The 16156-nt window shown below is 42.7% G+C and carries 14 protein-coding genes and 1 tRNA gene; 4 read left to right on the top strand and 11 right to left on the bottom strand.

Going from position 1 to position 16156, the window contains the following annotated elements; genetic code table 11:
* Nucleotides 1-50: 50 nt before the first annotated feature.
* Nucleotides 51-488: an acyl-CoA thioesterase gene (locus ACOQOA_RS10605; protein ID WP_420548606.1), complete on the bottom strand. Its 438-nt coding sequence runs from the start codon at nucleotides 486-488 to the stop codon at nucleotides 51-53.
* A 122-nt stretch (nucleotides 489-610) separates the two neighbouring features.
* Nucleotides 611-2371, bottom strand: coding sequence for a methyl-accepting chemotaxis protein (locus ACOQOA_RS10600; protein WP_420548605.1), 1761 nt, complete (start codon nucleotides 2369-2371; stop codon nucleotides 611-613).
* Between the two features lie 386 nt (nucleotides 2372-2757).
* On the opposite strand from ACOQOA_RS10600, the gene ACOQOA_RS10595 reads away from it, so the two are divergent.
* The 3 genes from ACOQOA_RS10595 (at nucleotide 2758) to ACOQOA_RS10585 (ending at nucleotide 5085) form a co-directional block, all read left to right on the top strand.
* On the top strand, nucleotides 2758-3705 hold the full coding sequence (locus ACOQOA_RS10595) for an acetyl-CoA carboxylase carboxyltransferase subunit alpha (RefSeq protein WP_420548604.1): 948 nt from the start codon (nucleotides 2758-2760) through the stop codon (nucleotides 3703-3705).
* Between the two features lie 21 nt (nucleotides 3706-3726).
* The gene (gene zapE / locus ACOQOA_RS10590; protein WP_420548603.1) at nucleotides 3727-4893 is read left to right on the top strand and encodes a cell division protein ZapE; all 1167 of its coding nucleotides are present in this window, start codon (nucleotides 3727-3729) and stop codon (nucleotides 4891-4893) included.
* A gap of 105 nt (nucleotides 4894-4998) precedes the next feature.
* Nucleotides 4999-5085: transfer RNA gene (locus tag ACOQOA_RS10585), tRNA-Leu, on the top strand.
* Between the two features lie 168 nt (nucleotides 5086-5253).
* Here the strand turns inward: ACOQOA_RS10585 and ACOQOA_RS10580 are convergent.
* The 9 genes from ACOQOA_RS10580 to hemP form a co-directional block, all read right to left on the bottom strand.
* A complete protein-coding gene (locus tag ACOQOA_RS10580; protein WP_420548602.1) occupies nucleotides 5254-6000 on the bottom strand; it encodes a heme ABC transporter ATP-binding protein in 747 nt (248 codons plus the stop codon).
* Nucleotides 5997-7034 (bottom strand): FecCD family ABC transporter permease, encoded by a 1038-nt coding sequence (locus ACOQOA_RS10575; RefSeq protein WP_420548601.1) that lies wholly within the window; start codon nucleotides 7032-7034, stop codon nucleotides 5997-5999. Before ACOQOA_RS10575 ends, ACOQOA_RS10580 begins: the two co-directional genes overlap by 4 nt.
* The gene (locus ACOQOA_RS10570) at nucleotides 7034-7876 is read right to left on the bottom strand and encodes a heme/hemin ABC transporter substrate-binding protein (protein ID WP_420548600.1); all 843 of its coding nucleotides are present in this window, start codon (nucleotides 7874-7876) and stop codon (nucleotides 7034-7036) included. The genes ACOQOA_RS10575 and ACOQOA_RS10570 overlap by 1 nt, the downstream gene beginning before the upstream one ends.
* Before the next feature lie 2 nt (nucleotides 7877-7878).
* Nucleotides 7879-8298, bottom strand: a complete 420-nt coding sequence (locus tag ACOQOA_RS10565) for a biopolymer transporter ExbD (RefSeq protein ID WP_420548599.1) — start codon at nucleotides 8296-8298, stop codon at nucleotides 7879-7881.
* Nucleotides 8295-8966 (bottom strand): MotA/TolQ/ExbB proton channel family protein, encoded by a 672-nt coding sequence (locus ACOQOA_RS10560; protein WP_420548598.1) that lies wholly within the window; start codon nucleotides 8964-8966, stop codon nucleotides 8295-8297. Before ACOQOA_RS10560 ends, ACOQOA_RS10565 begins: the two co-directional genes overlap by 4 nt.
* Nucleotides 8956-10017: a hemin-degrading factor gene (locus ACOQOA_RS10555; RefSeq protein ID WP_420548597.1), complete on the bottom strand. Its 1062-nt coding sequence runs from the start codon at nucleotides 10015-10017 to the stop codon at nucleotides 8956-8958. Before ACOQOA_RS10555 ends, ACOQOA_RS10560 begins: the two co-directional genes overlap by 11 nt.
* Nucleotides 10018-10029: 12 nt before the next feature.
* Nucleotides 10030-10875: a TonB family protein gene (locus tag ACOQOA_RS10550; protein ID WP_420548596.1), complete on the bottom strand. Its 846-nt coding sequence runs from the start codon at nucleotides 10873-10875 to the stop codon at nucleotides 10030-10032.
* Nucleotides 10869-12899: a TonB-dependent hemoglobin/transferrin/lactoferrin family receptor gene (locus ACOQOA_RS10545; protein ID WP_420548595.1), complete on the bottom strand. Its 2031-nt coding sequence runs from the start codon at nucleotides 12897-12899 to the stop codon at nucleotides 10869-10871. The genes ACOQOA_RS10550 and ACOQOA_RS10545 overlap by 7 nt, the downstream gene beginning before the upstream one ends.
* A gap of 90 nt (nucleotides 12900-12989) precedes the next feature.
* A complete protein-coding gene (gene hemP / locus ACOQOA_RS10540) occupies nucleotides 12990-13145 on the bottom strand; it encodes a hemin uptake protein HemP (RefSeq protein WP_420548594.1) in 156 nt (51 codons plus the stop codon).
* 439 nt (nucleotides 13146-13584) lie between these two features.
* Between hemP and ACOQOA_RS10535 the strand changes: the two genes are divergently transcribed.
* Nucleotides 13585-16149, top strand: a complete 2565-nt coding sequence (locus ACOQOA_RS10535) for a PAS domain S-box protein (protein WP_420548593.1) — start codon at nucleotides 13585-13587, stop codon at nucleotides 16147-16149.
* Nucleotides 16150-16156 lie beyond the last annotated feature (7 nt).

The raw sequence follows: 16156 nt of genomic DNA, 5'->3' as shown, positions 1-16156 counted from the left end.
AATTATTTATTATATAATTCAGATAGTTATTATCATATTCGCGCTTACATTCATTCTGTCGAAATTAAATGTTTCGCCAAGAAATCTTTTGTCTTTTCACTTAAGGGATGTGATTTGCGTGTTTCGTTATTCATCTGCACGATAACCGTTTGTGACGTGGCAACACATTTACCATTTTGATAGACCCCCTGGAACATGCCAATCGAACTATTCCCGATCTTGGTAATGCCCGTGCCGATATCCACTTTTCCCGGCCAGTTAATCTCACTTAATAAATTCAACGAAATATTGGCAATCACAAAGGATGCACCTTCATCCGTTAACGGTTTGCTTGGGTCCAGCAGGAATTCCACCCGCCCTGTTTCAAGGAAAGTACTGAAAACAGCATTATTCACATGCCCTTGGCGGTCTGTATCTGCATAACGTAATTTATCATAGGTCTGGAAAGGAAAATCATCCAATGCCAGTTCTTTAGTCGGCTTTGCCATTTCTTATCCCTGTTTAAATATATGGTTTCATTGCCTGAAAGCTTATCCATGATTTGAACATAAGAAAACCCATATCCATGTCAGACACAGATATGGGTTCTTATAAACTTTATTCCTACAACTTATCCCTTGCGGATCTCCTGTAAGAAACTGTTCATATCAAGCTGTAGGCGATCTGCAAGTTCAGACAAATCCTGCGTAGAACTGGACATTTCAGCCGCCGTCGCCCCGGTTGTTTGTGCGGTACCCTTCAAGCTTTCAATGGTTTGTGACACTTCAATTGTACCGCTAGATGCCAATTGTACATTTTCGGCGATCTCACGGGTTGCATGACCCTGTTGATCAATAGAATTCGCCATGTCTTCGGTGATCATGGAGATATCTTCAATCACCTTACCAATAGACTGGATTGCATCTACCGCCTGATTGGTTGTGGATTGAATTTCATCAACATGCTGACCAATTTCATCTGTCGCATTTGCCGTTTGATTAGCCAAACTTTTCACTTCATTCGCAACAACCGCAAAACCTTTGCCCATCTCACCAGCACGGGCGGCTTCAATCGTTGCGTTCAAAGCAAGCAAGTTTGTTTGAGCGGCAATATCCTGAATAAGCCCAACCACATCTGCGATTTTTTCTGCCGCGGCAGATAAACCACTTACGGTACTATCGGTGTGACGCGCCTGAGACACTGCATCCGCAGCGATCTGTGTGGAACGACCTGCTTGGCGACGAATATCTTCAACGGAGGCTGCTAATTCTTCTGCCGCCGCAGCAACAGTTGCCACATTGTCAGAGGCTGCACTTGCCGCACTTGCCGCTTGCACGGTTTGATTTTCCGCCGAACGTGCCGCGTCACTTTGCTGAGTGGCATTATCGTTAATGGCACGGGAAGACACACCTAAAGAATTTAAAACCTTACCAACAGATGTTTCCAAGTTATTGGCCAATTCAAGTTGGGTATGGCGGCGATCTTCTTCCATACGGGCCGCTTGTGCCTGTTGTTCATCGCGCAGTTTTTCGTTATCTAGCAAATTTTCTTTAAAATGATGGAAAGCGGCGGCAACACTGCCAATCTCATCACGGGATCGAACGGTCACATCGGCATTTAAATCACCAGCGGCCAATTGCTCCATCGCTTCGGATACACGTCCCAAAGGTTTCGCAATCCCATTTCGGGCCACGAGCAAACTCAATGTCACGCCCGCAACAATCGAAATCACCCCAAGCACCAATAAGATCTGGAAGGAATTTGCCTGTTCACTAGACGCCGCACCAACAGCGTCATTGGCGATATTATCAATTTTGCCAAGAAGGTTATCAACTGTATCGGCAATTTGTGCTTCCAACTGCGCCAATTCGCCTTCTTTCTCAACCACCACAAGGAAAGATCCGTCAATCATCAAACCATACAGGCGTGCTGCCAATTCATCATATTCTGTTTGATAAAGAAGAACCTGATCTAAATCGCCGTTAATTTCTGTGAGCAATTCTTGTAATACTGCGTCAGTATTATTCGAAATAACCAATTCAACGCGTGATTTCGCTTCGGCTACATATTCAGAAATTAAGACGGATTGTGCGTCAAAGATTGCACGTTTCTTTTCATAAATGGCAAGCGCATCATCATCATAAGATAATTCTTCCCCGACACGCATCACACCTTCAAACTGGCGACCTTTTTCCAAATTCGCCTTGGTAACTTCACGTACGGAGGAAGCAATCGGCATTACATCATCTGCCAGTTTTTCCACCAACAAACCGATACTGCTAATACTATTAAGTGCGACCAGCCCCAACACAACCAGTAATGCCAAGTTTAACCCGACAATACCGTAGATTTTGGAAGCAACACCAAAACCTTTCCCTGCTTTATTAGACATTTTTTACCTTCTTAGCCTCAAGTCTTGTTGATCTTCTAAATTTTTATCCTGAGATCATTTCCGGCTTCTTGTCGGTATTGTTCCAACATTTTTTTAATTAATCGATAGCATATTATGGAGGCTTAACAATTGTCACGCATAAAATAAAATTAAACATTTGTTTCAATCTTCGACATCCATGTTTTTATAAAAAATGCCCCAGCACTTGAAATCGGCTTAAAAGTCCCATTTTAAATACGGTTCTATCTTTTCTTTAGGGATGAGCTATGTTAGTTCAGCCAAGGTTTTATAGGATTTTGTCTATTCGCTTTAACTGAAAGCGAAATTCAGATAAAAAACAAAAGAATGATTTCATAAGAGCCAGTATCTTGGCGGAATGGGTACCTATGCGGAATTTTTTGGACTTTGAACAACCAATTGCGGATTTGGAAGGTAAAATCGAGGAATTACGTCACCTCGTTGATGACGGTGAAGTAAATATCGCTGATGAAGTGGGAAAATTGCAAACTAAAGCAAATAAATTACTCACATCCACCTATGCTAAACTTTCCCCATGGCAAAAAGTTCAGGTCGCGCGCCATCAAGACCGTCCGCATTGCATTGATTATGTAAATGCCTTGATCGAAGATTTCACCCCATTGGCAGGGGATCGTAATTTTGGCGAAGACCACGCCATTATTGGCGGCATGGGTCGTTTCCGTGGTCAAAGTTGTGTGGTTTTAGGCCATGAAAAAGGCAACGATACTGAATCTCGTGTAAAACGTAACTTTGGTATGGCGCGTCCAGAAGGCTATCGTAAAGCTATTCGCTTGATGGAATTGGCAGAACGGTTTGATCTGCCTGTTATTACCTTTGTGGATACACCAGGTGCTTATCCGGGCGTTGGTGCCGAAGAACGTGGTCAGGCTGAAGCCATTGCACGCTCTATTGAAAAATGTTTGCAGATTAAAGTGCCGTTGATTTCTACGATCATCGGTGAAGGTGGCTCTGGTGGCGCGATTGCAATCGCAGCCGCAGATACTGTTATGATGTTGGAACATTCCGTTTATTCCGTGATTTCCCCGGAAGGCTGTGCGTCCATCTTATGGCGTAGCGCGGATGAAGCAAAAACAGCTGCAGAGACCTTGCGCCTCACCGCACAAGATTTGAAAGAGCTAAAAGTCATCGACACAATTGTGAAAGAACCTGTTGGCGGCGCTCATCGTGATCCTGCGGGTGCCATTCAATCCGTCGCAAAGGAAATCGAAAACCATCTTAAAGATCATATGTCTCTTGATGGTGGCACCTTGCGTTCCAAACGCCGTGAGAAATTCTTGGCCATGGGTCGCCCATAATTCAAAGGTAATCAGTGATCTATGTCCGACGGCCCGCTTCATATTTATCGCGAAAAGAAGGCTGACGGGCATATTCGCCCTGACGGTATGCAGGCCTTGGCCGTTGAAAAACTGCAAAGCCTGCATAATGCTTTAAAAGGGTATGAACCGGATACAGGTTCAAAAGGCTGGAAAGAACGTTTTGGCCTTGGACGGCGTAAAGTCGAACCACCCCTTGGTCTATATATGTATGGCGGTGTTGGACGTGGTAAATCCATGATTATGGATTTGTTTTATGAAACCGCGCCCGTTGAAAAAAAGCGCCGTGTGCATTTCCATGAATTTATGATCGAAATTCAGGAAGCCATCCAAGTCTGGCGCAAAGAACAAACCAACCGCGCCACAAAAGAAACAGACCCTCTGCCTCGCATTGCTCAAGATATCGCAGCCAACACTTGGCTGTTATGTTTTGATGAATTTCATGTGACCGATATTACCAATGCAATGATTTTGGGGCGTCTCTTTTCTTCCCTGTTTGAATTGGGCGTGGTGGTGGTTGCCACCTCTAACTGGGCACCTAATGATCTTTATAAAGATGGCCTGCAAAGAGAAAGCTTTTTACCTTTTATTGATCTCTTAAAAGAAAAGCTGGATATCCTGCATCTGGATAGTCCGACAGACTATCGATTGATCCATTTAGACCGTATGCGTACATATCACGCACCGCTTGGATCCGCAACTTCTGAAGAATTAGAGAAAATTTTTGGCCTCCTTACAGAAGGGGCAAGAATTGAAACTGAAACCCTGACAGTAAAGGGACGTAATCTGGAATTCGACACCACAGCACGCGGTGTCTTAAAAACTGATTTTGAACGTCTTTGTGCGCAACCTCTAGGGGCCGAAGATTATATCCGTATTGCGGAACGTTTCCATACAATCGTGATGGATGATGTACCCACTCTGTCAGCCAATAAAAGCAATGAAGCCAAACGTTTTATGATGTTTGTGGATGCGCTTTATGAACATAGCTGCAATTTGATAATGGGTGCCGATGGCGAAGCCACGCAGCTTTATCCGGAAGGCAAACATGCCTTTGAATTTGAACGCACCGTTTCACGCTTGATTGAAATGCAATCCAAAGAATATCTATCTTCCCCCCATAAAGTGCTTTCCGATGAAGGCGGTATTGATCAGCTTTTAGATCAATAAGTAACTGAATTCACGTCGCGATCCATTTTTTTCATATTTCAGTCATAAAAGCTGTTGACCGACCCGACAGAAACCTATAGATAACGCCTCAACGCAATGTTTCGTGCCCCTGTGGCGGAACTGGTAGACGCGCTGGATTCAAAATCCAGTTTCCTTACGGAAGTGCGAGTTCGATTCTCGCTGGGGGCACCACTCTTCTCCATTACATGCTAATAACCTATTGAAATCTCAATACTGTCTTTGATTGTCACGTGAGATGTCGAAGATATGGTTAATCAAATTTCTTCCACATAGATATCGCATTTTGACTTCCGGCTGCCCGCTAGAAGTATATTCCTTTTACAATAAACACATCTCTTATCAGATAAGTTGGCGTGTGTAGGTTTCTGGCACATCCATAAGGGCACAGATATCTTCCACCTTTAACGCATCACTATGGTCATATTTCACGAAAACCTTGCCTGATTTCATTAAAATAAGCTTATCTGAGAAAATTTTAGCGAGTTTGAGGTCATGAAGAATAGCGCAGATGGCAAAGCCGCGTGACGATGCGAGTTCCTTGGCGATTTCAAGGATGCTTATTTGATGTTTTAGATCAAGTGCGGCAGTGGGTTCATCCAAAAATAAACAGGCATTTTCCTGATCCCAGATCTGGGTCAAAATACGCGCAAATTGAACACGTTGTTTTTCCCCGCCGGAAAGGGTTGAATAGAGCCGATCCGCAAGATGTGTTGCCTCCAACATATCAAGGATATAGCTGGCAATTTCCTTATCATATTTTGTCTCTGAATGTTGAATATGAGGATTACGCCCCATCAATACGATTTCTTCCACTGTGAAGGGAAAGCTAACCTCTATTGATTGCGATAAGACAGCTCTGCGTTTTGCCAGCTGAGAGGGCGGATAGTGTTGTAAAGGCTGTCCGTCTAACAAAACGTCACCAGCGATCGGTTTTTCTGCGCCTGTTAAACATTTTAACAATGACGTCTTTCCCGCACCATTAGGCCCCAGGATAGATAATACTTCTCCATAAGGGATTTCGATACTCACATCTGTCAGGATCGCTTTATCGCCAATTGAAAAGCTTAGATTTGTCGCTTCAATCATATGCCGAACCTACCAGAAAATTGTTTCAACAAGAGCCATAGAAAAAATGGCCCCCCTAGAATACTGGTGAGGATGCCCACGGGCATTTCTGCAGGTGTCACAATCACACGGGCCAGTAGATCTGCGAGGATAAGAAGAAAGCCCCCCATCATGGCAGCCAATGGAATAAGTTGTCGATTGTCCGATGTAAACATAAGACGTATGAGATGTGGTACCAACAACCCAACAAAACCGATCATCCCGCTGACCGCAACAGCCGCACCGACAGAAATAGCGGCGACTACGATGGTCATACGTTTCAGGCTTTCTGTATCAATCCCCAGATTCTGCGCCTCGCTCTCACCCAGGAGTAAAATATTGAGCTTCCGCGCATGGCGGATCAAAATCAATAACGCCGGAATGATTACTGAAGCTGCCGCCATTACGGCTGGCCATAAAGCGCCCCCAAGACTGCCCAAGGTCCAAAAAGTGAAATTTCGCAACTGCTGATCATCACTTAAATAGGTTAAAAACCCAATCCCAGCCACCGCCAAGGCATTGATTGCGATGCCCGCCAATAAAAGATAGGTGACAGAAAACTTACCGGAATGCCCGGCAATCTTGAAAATCAAAATAGAGGTTATAATAGCCCCGGAGAATGCCGCAAAACTAAGACTATATACACCCAAGATACCCGGAAGCGACCCGACAACGACAATGGTAAAGGCCACCATCAAAGCAGCCCCACTTGTCACACCAATCAAACCGGGATCAGCAAGTGGATTTCGAAACAACGCCTGCATAACAGCCCCAGATACAGCGAGCGCACCACCAACGACCAGCCCCAATAAAACACGTGGTAATCTTATCTGCGTTAAAACGGTTTCATGTAAGTCACTTAGATCCCAGGTAAGGATATGTACCAAAGGTATCTTAATCGCCCCGATTGATAAGGAAACCAACATTGTGGTTACCAATATAACGGCGAAGAACAACATAACCGGCATGCGAAAATTTACATGAGGCAGCCCTATCGTAACTAATCTAGTGCGCATTACATGCTCTCTTGTAACTTGAAAATTTCCGTCGCTGCTTCAACCGTACGCGGCCCAAATCCCAACATAAACAGGACATCCATTGCAATGATATTGCCTTGTTGTGCTGCATTTGTGAGGCTGATACCAGGAAGGGTTTTAAAGGCGTCTAATCCACCCGCACTTGCTAATCCGCGATTAGTCACCAAGATGATATCCGGCTGCATGTTAATGGCGGCTTCAGGTGTTAGAGGCTTAAAGCCCTCATAAGCAGTTGCAACATTCTTTCCACCAGCCAATGCGATAATACTATCCGCAGATGTATCACGACCCGCAACCATCGGGGATCCGTTGCCATGTTGGAAAATAAACATATATGATTTTTTTACGTCTTGTTGCGAGATCGCCAGCTGTAATTGATCTGATTGTTGGTTCATCTTCTCAATCAGCTTATCCGCCTCAGCTTCTTTCTCAATTGCTTTCCCGATAACGGATATATTCTCTTTGATATCATCGAAAGAGCGCGCAGCTTTAACCTCAAGAATATTCACCTTCGCCTGTTTTAATTGCATAATAACAGGTGGCGGACCTGCTTCTTCCGTTAAAACGATCAGATCAGGATCTAAAGACAGAACACCTTCGGCAGACAGGGCACGCATATATCCTACTTTAGGCAATTTGGCTGCTGCTTCTGGATAATAACTTGTTGTATCACTTCCAACCAATAGGTTTTCACCCCCTAACGCATATATGATTTCAGTGTTCCCACCAGCGATAGATAAAATACGTTTAGGTGCGTCAGCTTGTGCCAAATTGATAAAAGAGAAAGCACATAGTGTCAGAGAAATGAGAAATGATCTCATAGTTAGTTTTCCTTTTGCATTAATATATTGGCAACCTGAATACCTTCCGATTGCAAATAAGTGAGAACTTCCAAGAGCCTTTCCATCGATATGTCTTTATCTCCGGCGACAATGACAGAATCATTGGCTTGCTCTTTAACCTGGGAGGCAGCTGCATCTTTAAATTTACTAAATGTATCCATGCTATTGCCATTCACGGCATAGCTCTCATTTCGAATTTCCAGTAAGATATGATTTGGGGTATCCACCATCTCTAACTCTTCTGAAACTGAAGAGGGCAATGTAAGTTCCATAGACTGTAAAACAGCTCCGGCGGTGAGTAGAAAAAAGACAAGCAAAATAAACAGAATATCCAGCATGGGCGTAAGGTCGGGTGCCAGATCATTCAGAATGTCTTCATCTTTTACATCATATTGGATCATGCGGCCCTGATATCCTTTGACGTATCTTCCTGAATATCAGTGCCAGCTTGTTCGAATTCCCCTAATGTCTCTTTTTGCAGCGCATATTCCATAGAGAGCTTGTTCAACGTCACACCCAAATTATGAAGATAATTTCCCGCAATATGTTTCAATATAAACGCGGCCATAATGGCTGGAAGCGCGATCATCAGGCCAACCGCTGTTGTTAGCATTGCTTCCCATAAACCATCTGCAATTAGACTGGGGGATACGGGCCCTTTTTGGACTGCAATCACTTTAAATGCGGAAATGATACCAAGAATTGTTCCTAAAAGACCAAGCATGGGGCTGACCACAGAAATGGTTCGTAACAATCGAATACCACTTTGAAAATTTTTCTGTGCATCTATTAAAGCCATTGAAACGGCTTCATCTCTGAGCGGTTTTGAAACTTCTTTATAGTCATCAACTTTTGAAATGAAATTCCGATAAACACGCGGCTTGAATGCGTATTGCCTGATAAAAAATACGCTGCGTTCCAAGACAATTGCCAAGGTCAGAATTGCGCATCCAGCCAACGGCCAAGCCATCAACCCAAGCATAGAGAATAACTCAGCAGCATCAGGTGAGAGATGGTCCAGATAATCCAAAATAGCAGTGGACGTTATTTCGGAGGATTCAAGCTGCATTACTCACTTCCTTCTGAGAAAGTTCTGCAACAATACCCCGCCATAATTCCTGTTCAGGAGACTTTTGATCTCGCTGTCCGAAGAACATAGCAATCGTTTCACCTTTTTCGTCAAATACTTCTACAGAAGTCACATTGCCATATTCACTTGGTTTACGTGAAACCCATACAGAGTGAATTTTGCTTTCATCCAAATGTAAATTAAATTTTGGATCTAATACGTTGTACCAATCTCCAAATTCCATAAGTTTGTGAACGTCACCTGTATGAATTTGGATACAACCACGATTGCCGACAAATACCATAATCTTACAATTTTGGTCTCTTGCCATATCCAATACCTGACGCGGCGCTTCATTTGTCACTTGATAAGCGAAATCCTCACCGATGTTGCGGAAGCTTTGTTCACGCCCAACTTTAAACTTCTTCAACATCGGGAAGAATTCGTGGATATCTTTCATATTCTCCCAAGCCTCACGGAAACCTTTCCAATCAACATTTTCATCTGGTTGATCCGGTGCTGGCGCATCATAAGTTTCCACCTTTAGATGATCAGTCTGCTCCGCGGCTTTATATTTTTCTACCAAAGCATCAAATGCTGCTTTGTCAGACATGTCGGTGACATAAATCTTGTGAATAGCTACACCTTCTTTATCAAAGAATTGTAAGCTATGTCTTTGACCGGATTTAACATTCTCTGTCACTGCAAATGCATGCGCCCAATGATCAAGGAATAAGCGCAAATCAATATCAGGATTGATATAAAGCCCCATTCGCATTGGACCCATATTGGAAAATTGCGGTTTTTCGTAAATACCTTTGCGTTCATGTACACAAGCTTCATTTCGGGTAAGCGCCATGACCTCACCCAATGCTTCCACATCCGTCAGGATCGCTTCAATTTCAGGCTTTAGAACAGTGGCAATATCACCCACTTGTGCCGCAAGTAATTCACCTTCAGAAATACCCAGTTTCGCTGCAATATCCCGTGCGCGAAGATTTGGTTCTTCTGCTTTTAGTTTAATCATTTTCTCTTTAACTGGATTAGACATGACTTCATCCTTTTATTGAATTACGAAACGTACCGGTACGCGAACCCATCCTTCCGAGGGTTCTCCATTGTGGTGTACAGGTTCGAATTCCCATTTTTTAACGGCAGATAACGCTGATAGATCTAACAACCGATGTCCGGAGGATTCTGCCACCTTAATTTCGACAGGGCGCCCATCCGGCATAACATGCGCATGGATCATCACGATCCCTTGCTGCCCCAGATCACGCGCACGGCGTGGATAAACCGGCGCAGTTTGCTTTCGGTATTTTGCATCCTGAATAACCGTGGCGGATGAGGTCCCGATTGCCTCTTTGGCGATAGAGGTATCCGGGATCGGTTCTGCTGGCTTCTCAACATCTTCAGCAACTGTTAATTCAGGAACAAGTTGTTTGATTTCTTCAACTTTTTTGACAATTTGTGGAATTTCTTCCGATTTTTGTTCTGATACATTCTCAACGGGCTCCATCGGCTTTATAGGCGCAGGTGGTATAGGTAGAACCTTGGTATCAAGTTTTGCAGTCTTCTTCGATATTTCCACCTCAGAAAGGGGCAGCTGCTTTGATTTTTGTACAATCTTTTCGACCGCATTCGTTGTCACAACAACCTTCTCAGGAACTACCTGTTTTAACGTTGGTTGCGGCATATTGGCGGCGACAGATGTCGATTGTAACTCAACAGCTTTTGGCGCAGCTAAAGTCACAAGCTTTATCTTGAGCGGCTCTAATAATGACGGTTTCGGCTCTGGCCTTTGCATTGAAAACTGGTTCATCACACCAAACAACAAACAGGCTGAAAACGCCAAATAGAAACTCCATTTGACGCCTTCAGAAACCTGCATGTTAGTTACTGTTACCATTTGTAGGTAACCTTACCTACGACACTGCGACCTTCTTCATACAAATTAGAGAAGTTCGGTGTGTAAGCTTTATCGGTTATATTGTTTACACCCAAATCCACAGTCAAGCTTTCCTCTGCGAATTCCGGTACCCAACGGTAATAGATATCAAGCACACCATAGCCATCCGTCGCAGTCAACGCGCTAGAACTTGTTGAAGGCTTAATACGATTATTTGCTTCCGCCGCTTTAACGCGGAAACCAAAGGAGCTGTCGATTGAAGCCACATCATAGGTTAACCCAGCGATCATGGTTAACGGCACACTTGCATTTAAGTATGTATTATCGCTCTCGTCTCTAGCCTTTGTCGTGTTTAAGCTTGCATAAGTTGTTATATTATCAACCTTGTAATCAAGCTGAACTTCCCATCCTTGAATAGAGGCACGATCAATATTCACAGATTGTGTTGTTGTGGTTTGTACATCTTGATCAATAAAATCTTTACCGCGGCTCTTGAAGTATGATCCCTTCACAGTAATTTTGTCAGCACTTGCCAAGACATTATCAAAGTTAAAGCCCGCACCCACCTCAAATGTCGTTACTTTCTCAGGCTTGAGTTCCTCATTAGGGATAAAGCGATTTGTCACAAACGGGCCAGCTGTAAAGTGAACACCCGTTGCATATAATTCACTGATACTTGGTGCGCGAAAGGCACTTGATAGGCTTGCAAAAGCAATATAATTCGATGTCGGCTCTACTGCGATTGCGAGTTTTGGTGAAAAGGCACTTTCATCCTGTGAACGCCCGGAATCATCAGAGCTTTCATATGAATCATAACGTAATGCCGGGGTAATCGTGAACTTACCCTCAGTTCCAATTGCTGTTTCAATTGTATCTTGCAGATACAGACCAAAATTTTCTGCCTCAGCATGTGGCACACCATCATAGCCATCACTTTCAGTAGAAGATGGTGTTTGCTCATCTTCATAATATTCTAAGCCATAAGCCAGAGTGTGGTTCTGTCCACTAAAGGTCAAGAAGGACTGATTGTCCAAATTGAAGCCGATTGTATCAGTCTCACGAATTTGAACACGCCCAGCATCGCTCCCACTGATATCTGTTTCCTTAATTTCGTTATCATTGAAATACACATGTGCTTTCAAATTGACCAAATCATTTTCGGGATTTTCATATTCATATTGCAGGCCGAATTGTCTGTCGGTGATTTCTTTATCCACATCCAATCCGGTACTGCTTGCAATAGAGTCACTATTACTTGGTTCCAGACCATCATGCACATAAGATTGAATATTTGCTTTTAGCGTATGAAAATCATTGAAGGTATAGCCCGCTTTGAACAAGCCAGATGCAATTTCATCCTCGGTATATAACTTCGTATCGTTACCTTGTTCAATTGAACCTGCGTCACGATAACTGACACTTCCTACGATATCGAAACCGTCAATACGACCATATCCAGTAGCGGTTGTTGTTTTGTCACGGGATGCGGAGGCATATCCTGCACTGACTTGCGCGCCCAACTCTTGGTCTGGCTTCAATAGATCACTTGCATCTTTTGTTTCAAATGCAACCACACCCCCGACAGCGCCTGATCCATAGATCGAGGAAGAACTACCCTTAACCACCTCAACAGATTTCAATAAAGATGGATCAACGAATAAACGACCATCATGACCTGAAGCTACATTTTGGCGGCGACCATCCATTAAAATGAGCAATTGTTCGTCATCAAAACCGCGAATGGAGATCGTTTGGCTACTGCGACGCGGACCATTTAAGATCTCAACGCCTGGTACATATCCAAGTAAATCTTCTAGATCATTCGCATTTGCATTTTCCACGGCATCCACATCAACTGTGTCCACAATGGCAGGCACAGAAAATGTCGTTTCCTCACTACGTGTTGCATAAACAGTAACTTCTTCAGTGGTCGTTACAGGGGATGAATCTTGTGCATATGCTCCAGTCAAGCTTGTTGAATACAACAAACCTGTCGCAAATGCCAAATGCAGTTTTTTCTGCATGGCGTATCCTTTACTTTCAGTCGGAGCTTTGGCTTGCTGCCTAATCGTGATCAGGTTTTCCTGTCACTTTGGGGGGCGGGCTACTGGCTATTATTTAGTCAAAATCAATTTTTTATTGCCAGTGATACGTAACTTATATTCTTCGTCATTATGAATAATGATCAGTTCATGAGTTTTGGAAAAAAGGTCTTTGCTTTCCACTTTATTATTCTGGAAAACAACTTTTCTTTTATCATCAGGTTCCATAACCCAACACCTTCAAGATTCAAAATAGTCACGTATCACATAAATGATTACTCATTTATTTGTTGCGAATGATTATCACTCACATAACATTCCGTCAAATTGTATGAGACTAATTATTAATCGTAATAAGGGAAAAAACGCCCTTTTGTACATATTGTAAGCTTTTTTGTACTTTGTGTGACTTTTCTACAACAACTCAATTGATGAGTTTAAAACACTTATTGCGACACAATACTCACCCCAGCGACGCAAAAGAAATTATTTGTATGAACTTTATTTATATCAATGATTTGGATCATTACTTAAGAGACTTCTAAAATATTGATGAATATCAAAACATTTTTTGATACTCTTCTTCATATAGAGGTTTCACGAATATAGGTTTCGGTCGAAGTAAACCAATCAATCTTTGTGAAATAAGCTGACAAGGGATCAAAGAATGAACTTATGCAATATAGGCAAAATTAGGTTTTTTTTAACCCAGAAGTGGTCATACCTCGCCTTCCTATTAATCGCATGTATTACTATTCTTTCAAATTTACCTGCAAGAGCAGATGTCGATTTTAATTCCTTCTTTTCCTCACATAACGCCGTGATGATCTTAATCGAACCTAAAAGTGGTGAGATAGTTAAAGCCAATCAAGCAGCAGCAGATTTTTATGGATACCCGCTTGAAACACTTGAAAACATGAAAATCTCTGAGATCAACATGTTAACGCCAGAACAAGTCGCAGAAGAAATCCAACTTGCAAAAACCGAAAGCCGAAACTTTTTTATTTTCCGGCATATGATTGCAGACGGTACCGTTAAAACAGTAGAGGTATATGCCAAACCATTAGAATATCAGGGGAAAACAGTTTTATTTTCCGTAATCCATGATGTTTCTGAAAAGAAAACCATTGAAGAAAGCCTAGCCCATTATCAAAGCCGCTTGGAAAATATGATTGATGTACAATCCACCGAAATTGATCATCAATATAAAACCATTATCGTTCTGCTTATAGGCGCCGGGGTCATTGCCATTGCTTTCATTTATACATTGATGAAATCACTTCGTAATCAACGCAATATTACTGCAGGATTAGAAGAAGCCGAGAAAATCGCAGCTTTGGGGAATTGGTCCTATGACATATCAACCGGATTAGTCACCTGGTCAAACGGACTTTGGGAAATTTTTGGCCGCGAAAAAATAGAGCCTTTAACCTATGAGATCTTCACCCAATGGATCACGCCAGAATATCGAACCTATCATGACGAAGTGATGGGCAGAATGCTGCGCCTAAAACGGAATGAAGACCTAGATAATTTCCAATATGATATCGCCTTACCAGATGGCGAGGTAAAAACTGTCGAAGTTCAGTTACAAGTTGAATTCACAGAAACGGGTCAACAGAAATCCTTCTTTGGCACTGTACAGGACATCACTGAAAAAACCCGTATAAGTCGACAACTGATGGCAAGTGAACAGCGATTTAAAGATTTCTCATCCGCCTCATCGGACTGGTTTTGGGAAATGGATCAAGATTTACGGTTTTCCTTCTTTTCTGGAAAATTAGAAGAAAGTTCCGGCCTTTTACGCGAAAACCTTTTGGGTCGAACCAGAAAGGAAATCGGCATATCTGATGTGGATTCTGATCATTGGAAAGAACATTTTGATACACTTGATCAACATAAAGAATTCAAAGATTTCGTTTACTCAAATGCAACAAATGATAGTAAATTCTGGTTATCCATCAGCGGTATTCCCGTTTTCGACAACCAAGGAAATTTTAAGGGATATCGAGGCACAGGTAAAAACATTACCAAGCAAATCGAAAATGCCAAAGAGTTGGAAGAAGCAAAGAAAAAAGCAGATAATGCCAACCATGCCAAATCTGAATTCCTAGCCTCTATGAGCCATGAACTACGCACCCCAATGACCACCGTAATCGGATTTGCCGACCTGATTTTACAAGAAAAAATAACTCCAAGCATTAAGGAGAATGCAGAACGTATTCAAGTTGCGGCGAAGTCTCTTTTAGGCATTGTGAATGACATTTTGGATATGTCCAAACTGGAAGCAGGAAAATTGGAAATCGAACGCATTGATTTCGACCTCAAGGATTTATTAGAAGAAATCCTGCATATGTTCAACAATGATAGTAATACAAAAAAAGCCTTAGACTGGGATCTACAAATAGGCGAAAATGTCCCTCAATTTATCAATAGTGATCCAACCCGTATCCGGCAGATTTTAATCAATCTTGTGGGCAATGCGCATAAATTCACCCAAGAAGGTGAGATTTCCATCTCTTGTAAAATATCTGAGAATAACCAGCTGGAATTCAAAGTGATTGATACGGGCATCGGTATGAATGAAGATGTCTCAAAACATATATTTGAAGAATTTACCCAAGCAGATGCGTCTATCTCTCGTAAATATGCAGGCACCGGCTTAGGCCTTACCATCTGTAAAAGGCTGGTGGGGTTATTAGGTGGCGAAATTGATGTAAAAAGTAAACAAGGGGTGGGGTCCACCTTCTGGTTTAGAATTCCATTCTCTTCAGCCAAAACAAATGCGGCACAAACACTTTCTCAAAACCCCATAACGGAAACCCAAAGCAATCGGTCCTTAAATATACTCGTGGCGGAAGATGTTCACGTGAACCAAATTCTCATCAAATCACTGTTGGAAAAATACGGTCATCAGGTCACGACCGTTGATAACGGTTTGGAAGCTGTTAACGCACATAAAAACACTAGTTTTGATATTATTTTGATGGATGTGAGAATGCCAGAAATGGATGGTATAGAAGCCACTCAGGAAATCAGGAATATGGCGTCGCCACGCGCGCAAATCCCGATCATCGCAGCCACCGCAGATGCCACAACGGAACATGTGGAAGATTATCTTAACTGCGGCATGAACGGATTTATCAGCAAACCCTATGACATCAACAATGTTCTCACCACCATCAACCAAGTGATGGACGAAGAGATTCATGCCTTGGCAAATTCAGCCTAATCTTTCT

It is taken from the genome of Curvivirga sp. (assembly GCF_965219885.1).
In the GTDB taxonomy this organism is placed as follows: domain Bacteria; phylum Pseudomonadota; class Alphaproteobacteria; order UBA8366; family Aestuariispiraceae; genus Curvivirga.
This window is presented reverse-complemented; position numbering and strand designations above follow the sequence as displayed.

Excerpts from the sequence above, each read along its gene's own strand:
- hemP (WP_420548594.1), bottom strand. The coding sequence starts at position 13,145 with ATGGAACCTGATGATAAAAGAAAAGTTGTTTTCCAGAATAATAAAGTG.
- ACOQOA_RS10560 (WP_420548598.1), bottom strand. The coding sequence starts at position 8,966 with ATGCAGCTTGAATCCTCCGAAATAACGTCCACTGCTATTTTGGATTAT.
- ACOQOA_RS10605 (WP_420548606.1), bottom strand. The coding sequence starts at position 488 with ATGGCAAAGCCGACTAAAGAACTGGCATTGGATGATTTTCCTTTCCAG.
- ACOQOA_RS10595 (WP_420548604.1), top strand. The coding sequence starts at position 2,758 with ATGCGGAATTTTTTGGACTTTGAACAACCAATTGCGGATTTGGAAGGT.
- ACOQOA_RS10570 (WP_420548600.1), bottom strand. The coding sequence starts at position 7,876 with ATGAGATCATTTCTCATTTCTCTGACACTATGTGCTTTCTCTTTTATC.
- ACOQOA_RS10600 (WP_420548605.1), bottom strand. The coding sequence starts at position 2,371 with ATGTCTAATAAAGCAGGGAAAGGTTTTGGTGTTGCTTCCAAAATCTAC.
- zapE (WP_420548603.1), top strand. The coding sequence starts at position 3,727 with ATGTCCGACGGCCCGCTTCATATTTATCGCGAAAAGAAGGCTGACGGG.
- ACOQOA_RS10575 (WP_420548601.1), bottom strand. The coding sequence starts at position 7,034 with ATGCGCACTAGATTAGTTACGATAGGGCTGCCTCATGTAAATTTTCGC.
- ACOQOA_RS10555 (WP_420548597.1), bottom strand. The coding sequence starts at position 10,017 with ATGTCTAATCCAGTTAAAGAGAAAATGATTAAACTAAAAGCAGAAGAA.
- ACOQOA_RS10545 (WP_420548595.1), bottom strand. The coding sequence starts at position 12,899 with ATGCAGAAAAAACTGCATTTGGCATTTGCGACAGGTTTGTTGTATTCA.
- ACOQOA_RS10550 (WP_420548596.1), bottom strand. The coding sequence starts at position 10,875 with ATGGTAACAGTAACTAACATGCAGGTTTCTGAAGGCGTCAAATGGAGT.
- ACOQOA_RS10580 (WP_420548602.1), bottom strand. The coding sequence starts at position 6,000 with ATGATTGAAGCGACAAATCTAAGCTTTTCAATTGGCGATAAAGCGATC.
- ACOQOA_RS10535 (WP_420548593.1), top strand. The coding sequence starts at position 13,585 with ATGAACTTATGCAATATAGGCAAAATTAGGTTTTTTTTAACCCAGAAG.
- ACOQOA_RS10565 (WP_420548599.1), bottom strand. The coding sequence starts at position 8,298 with ATGATCCAATATGATGTAAAAGATGAAGACATTCTGAATGATCTGGCA.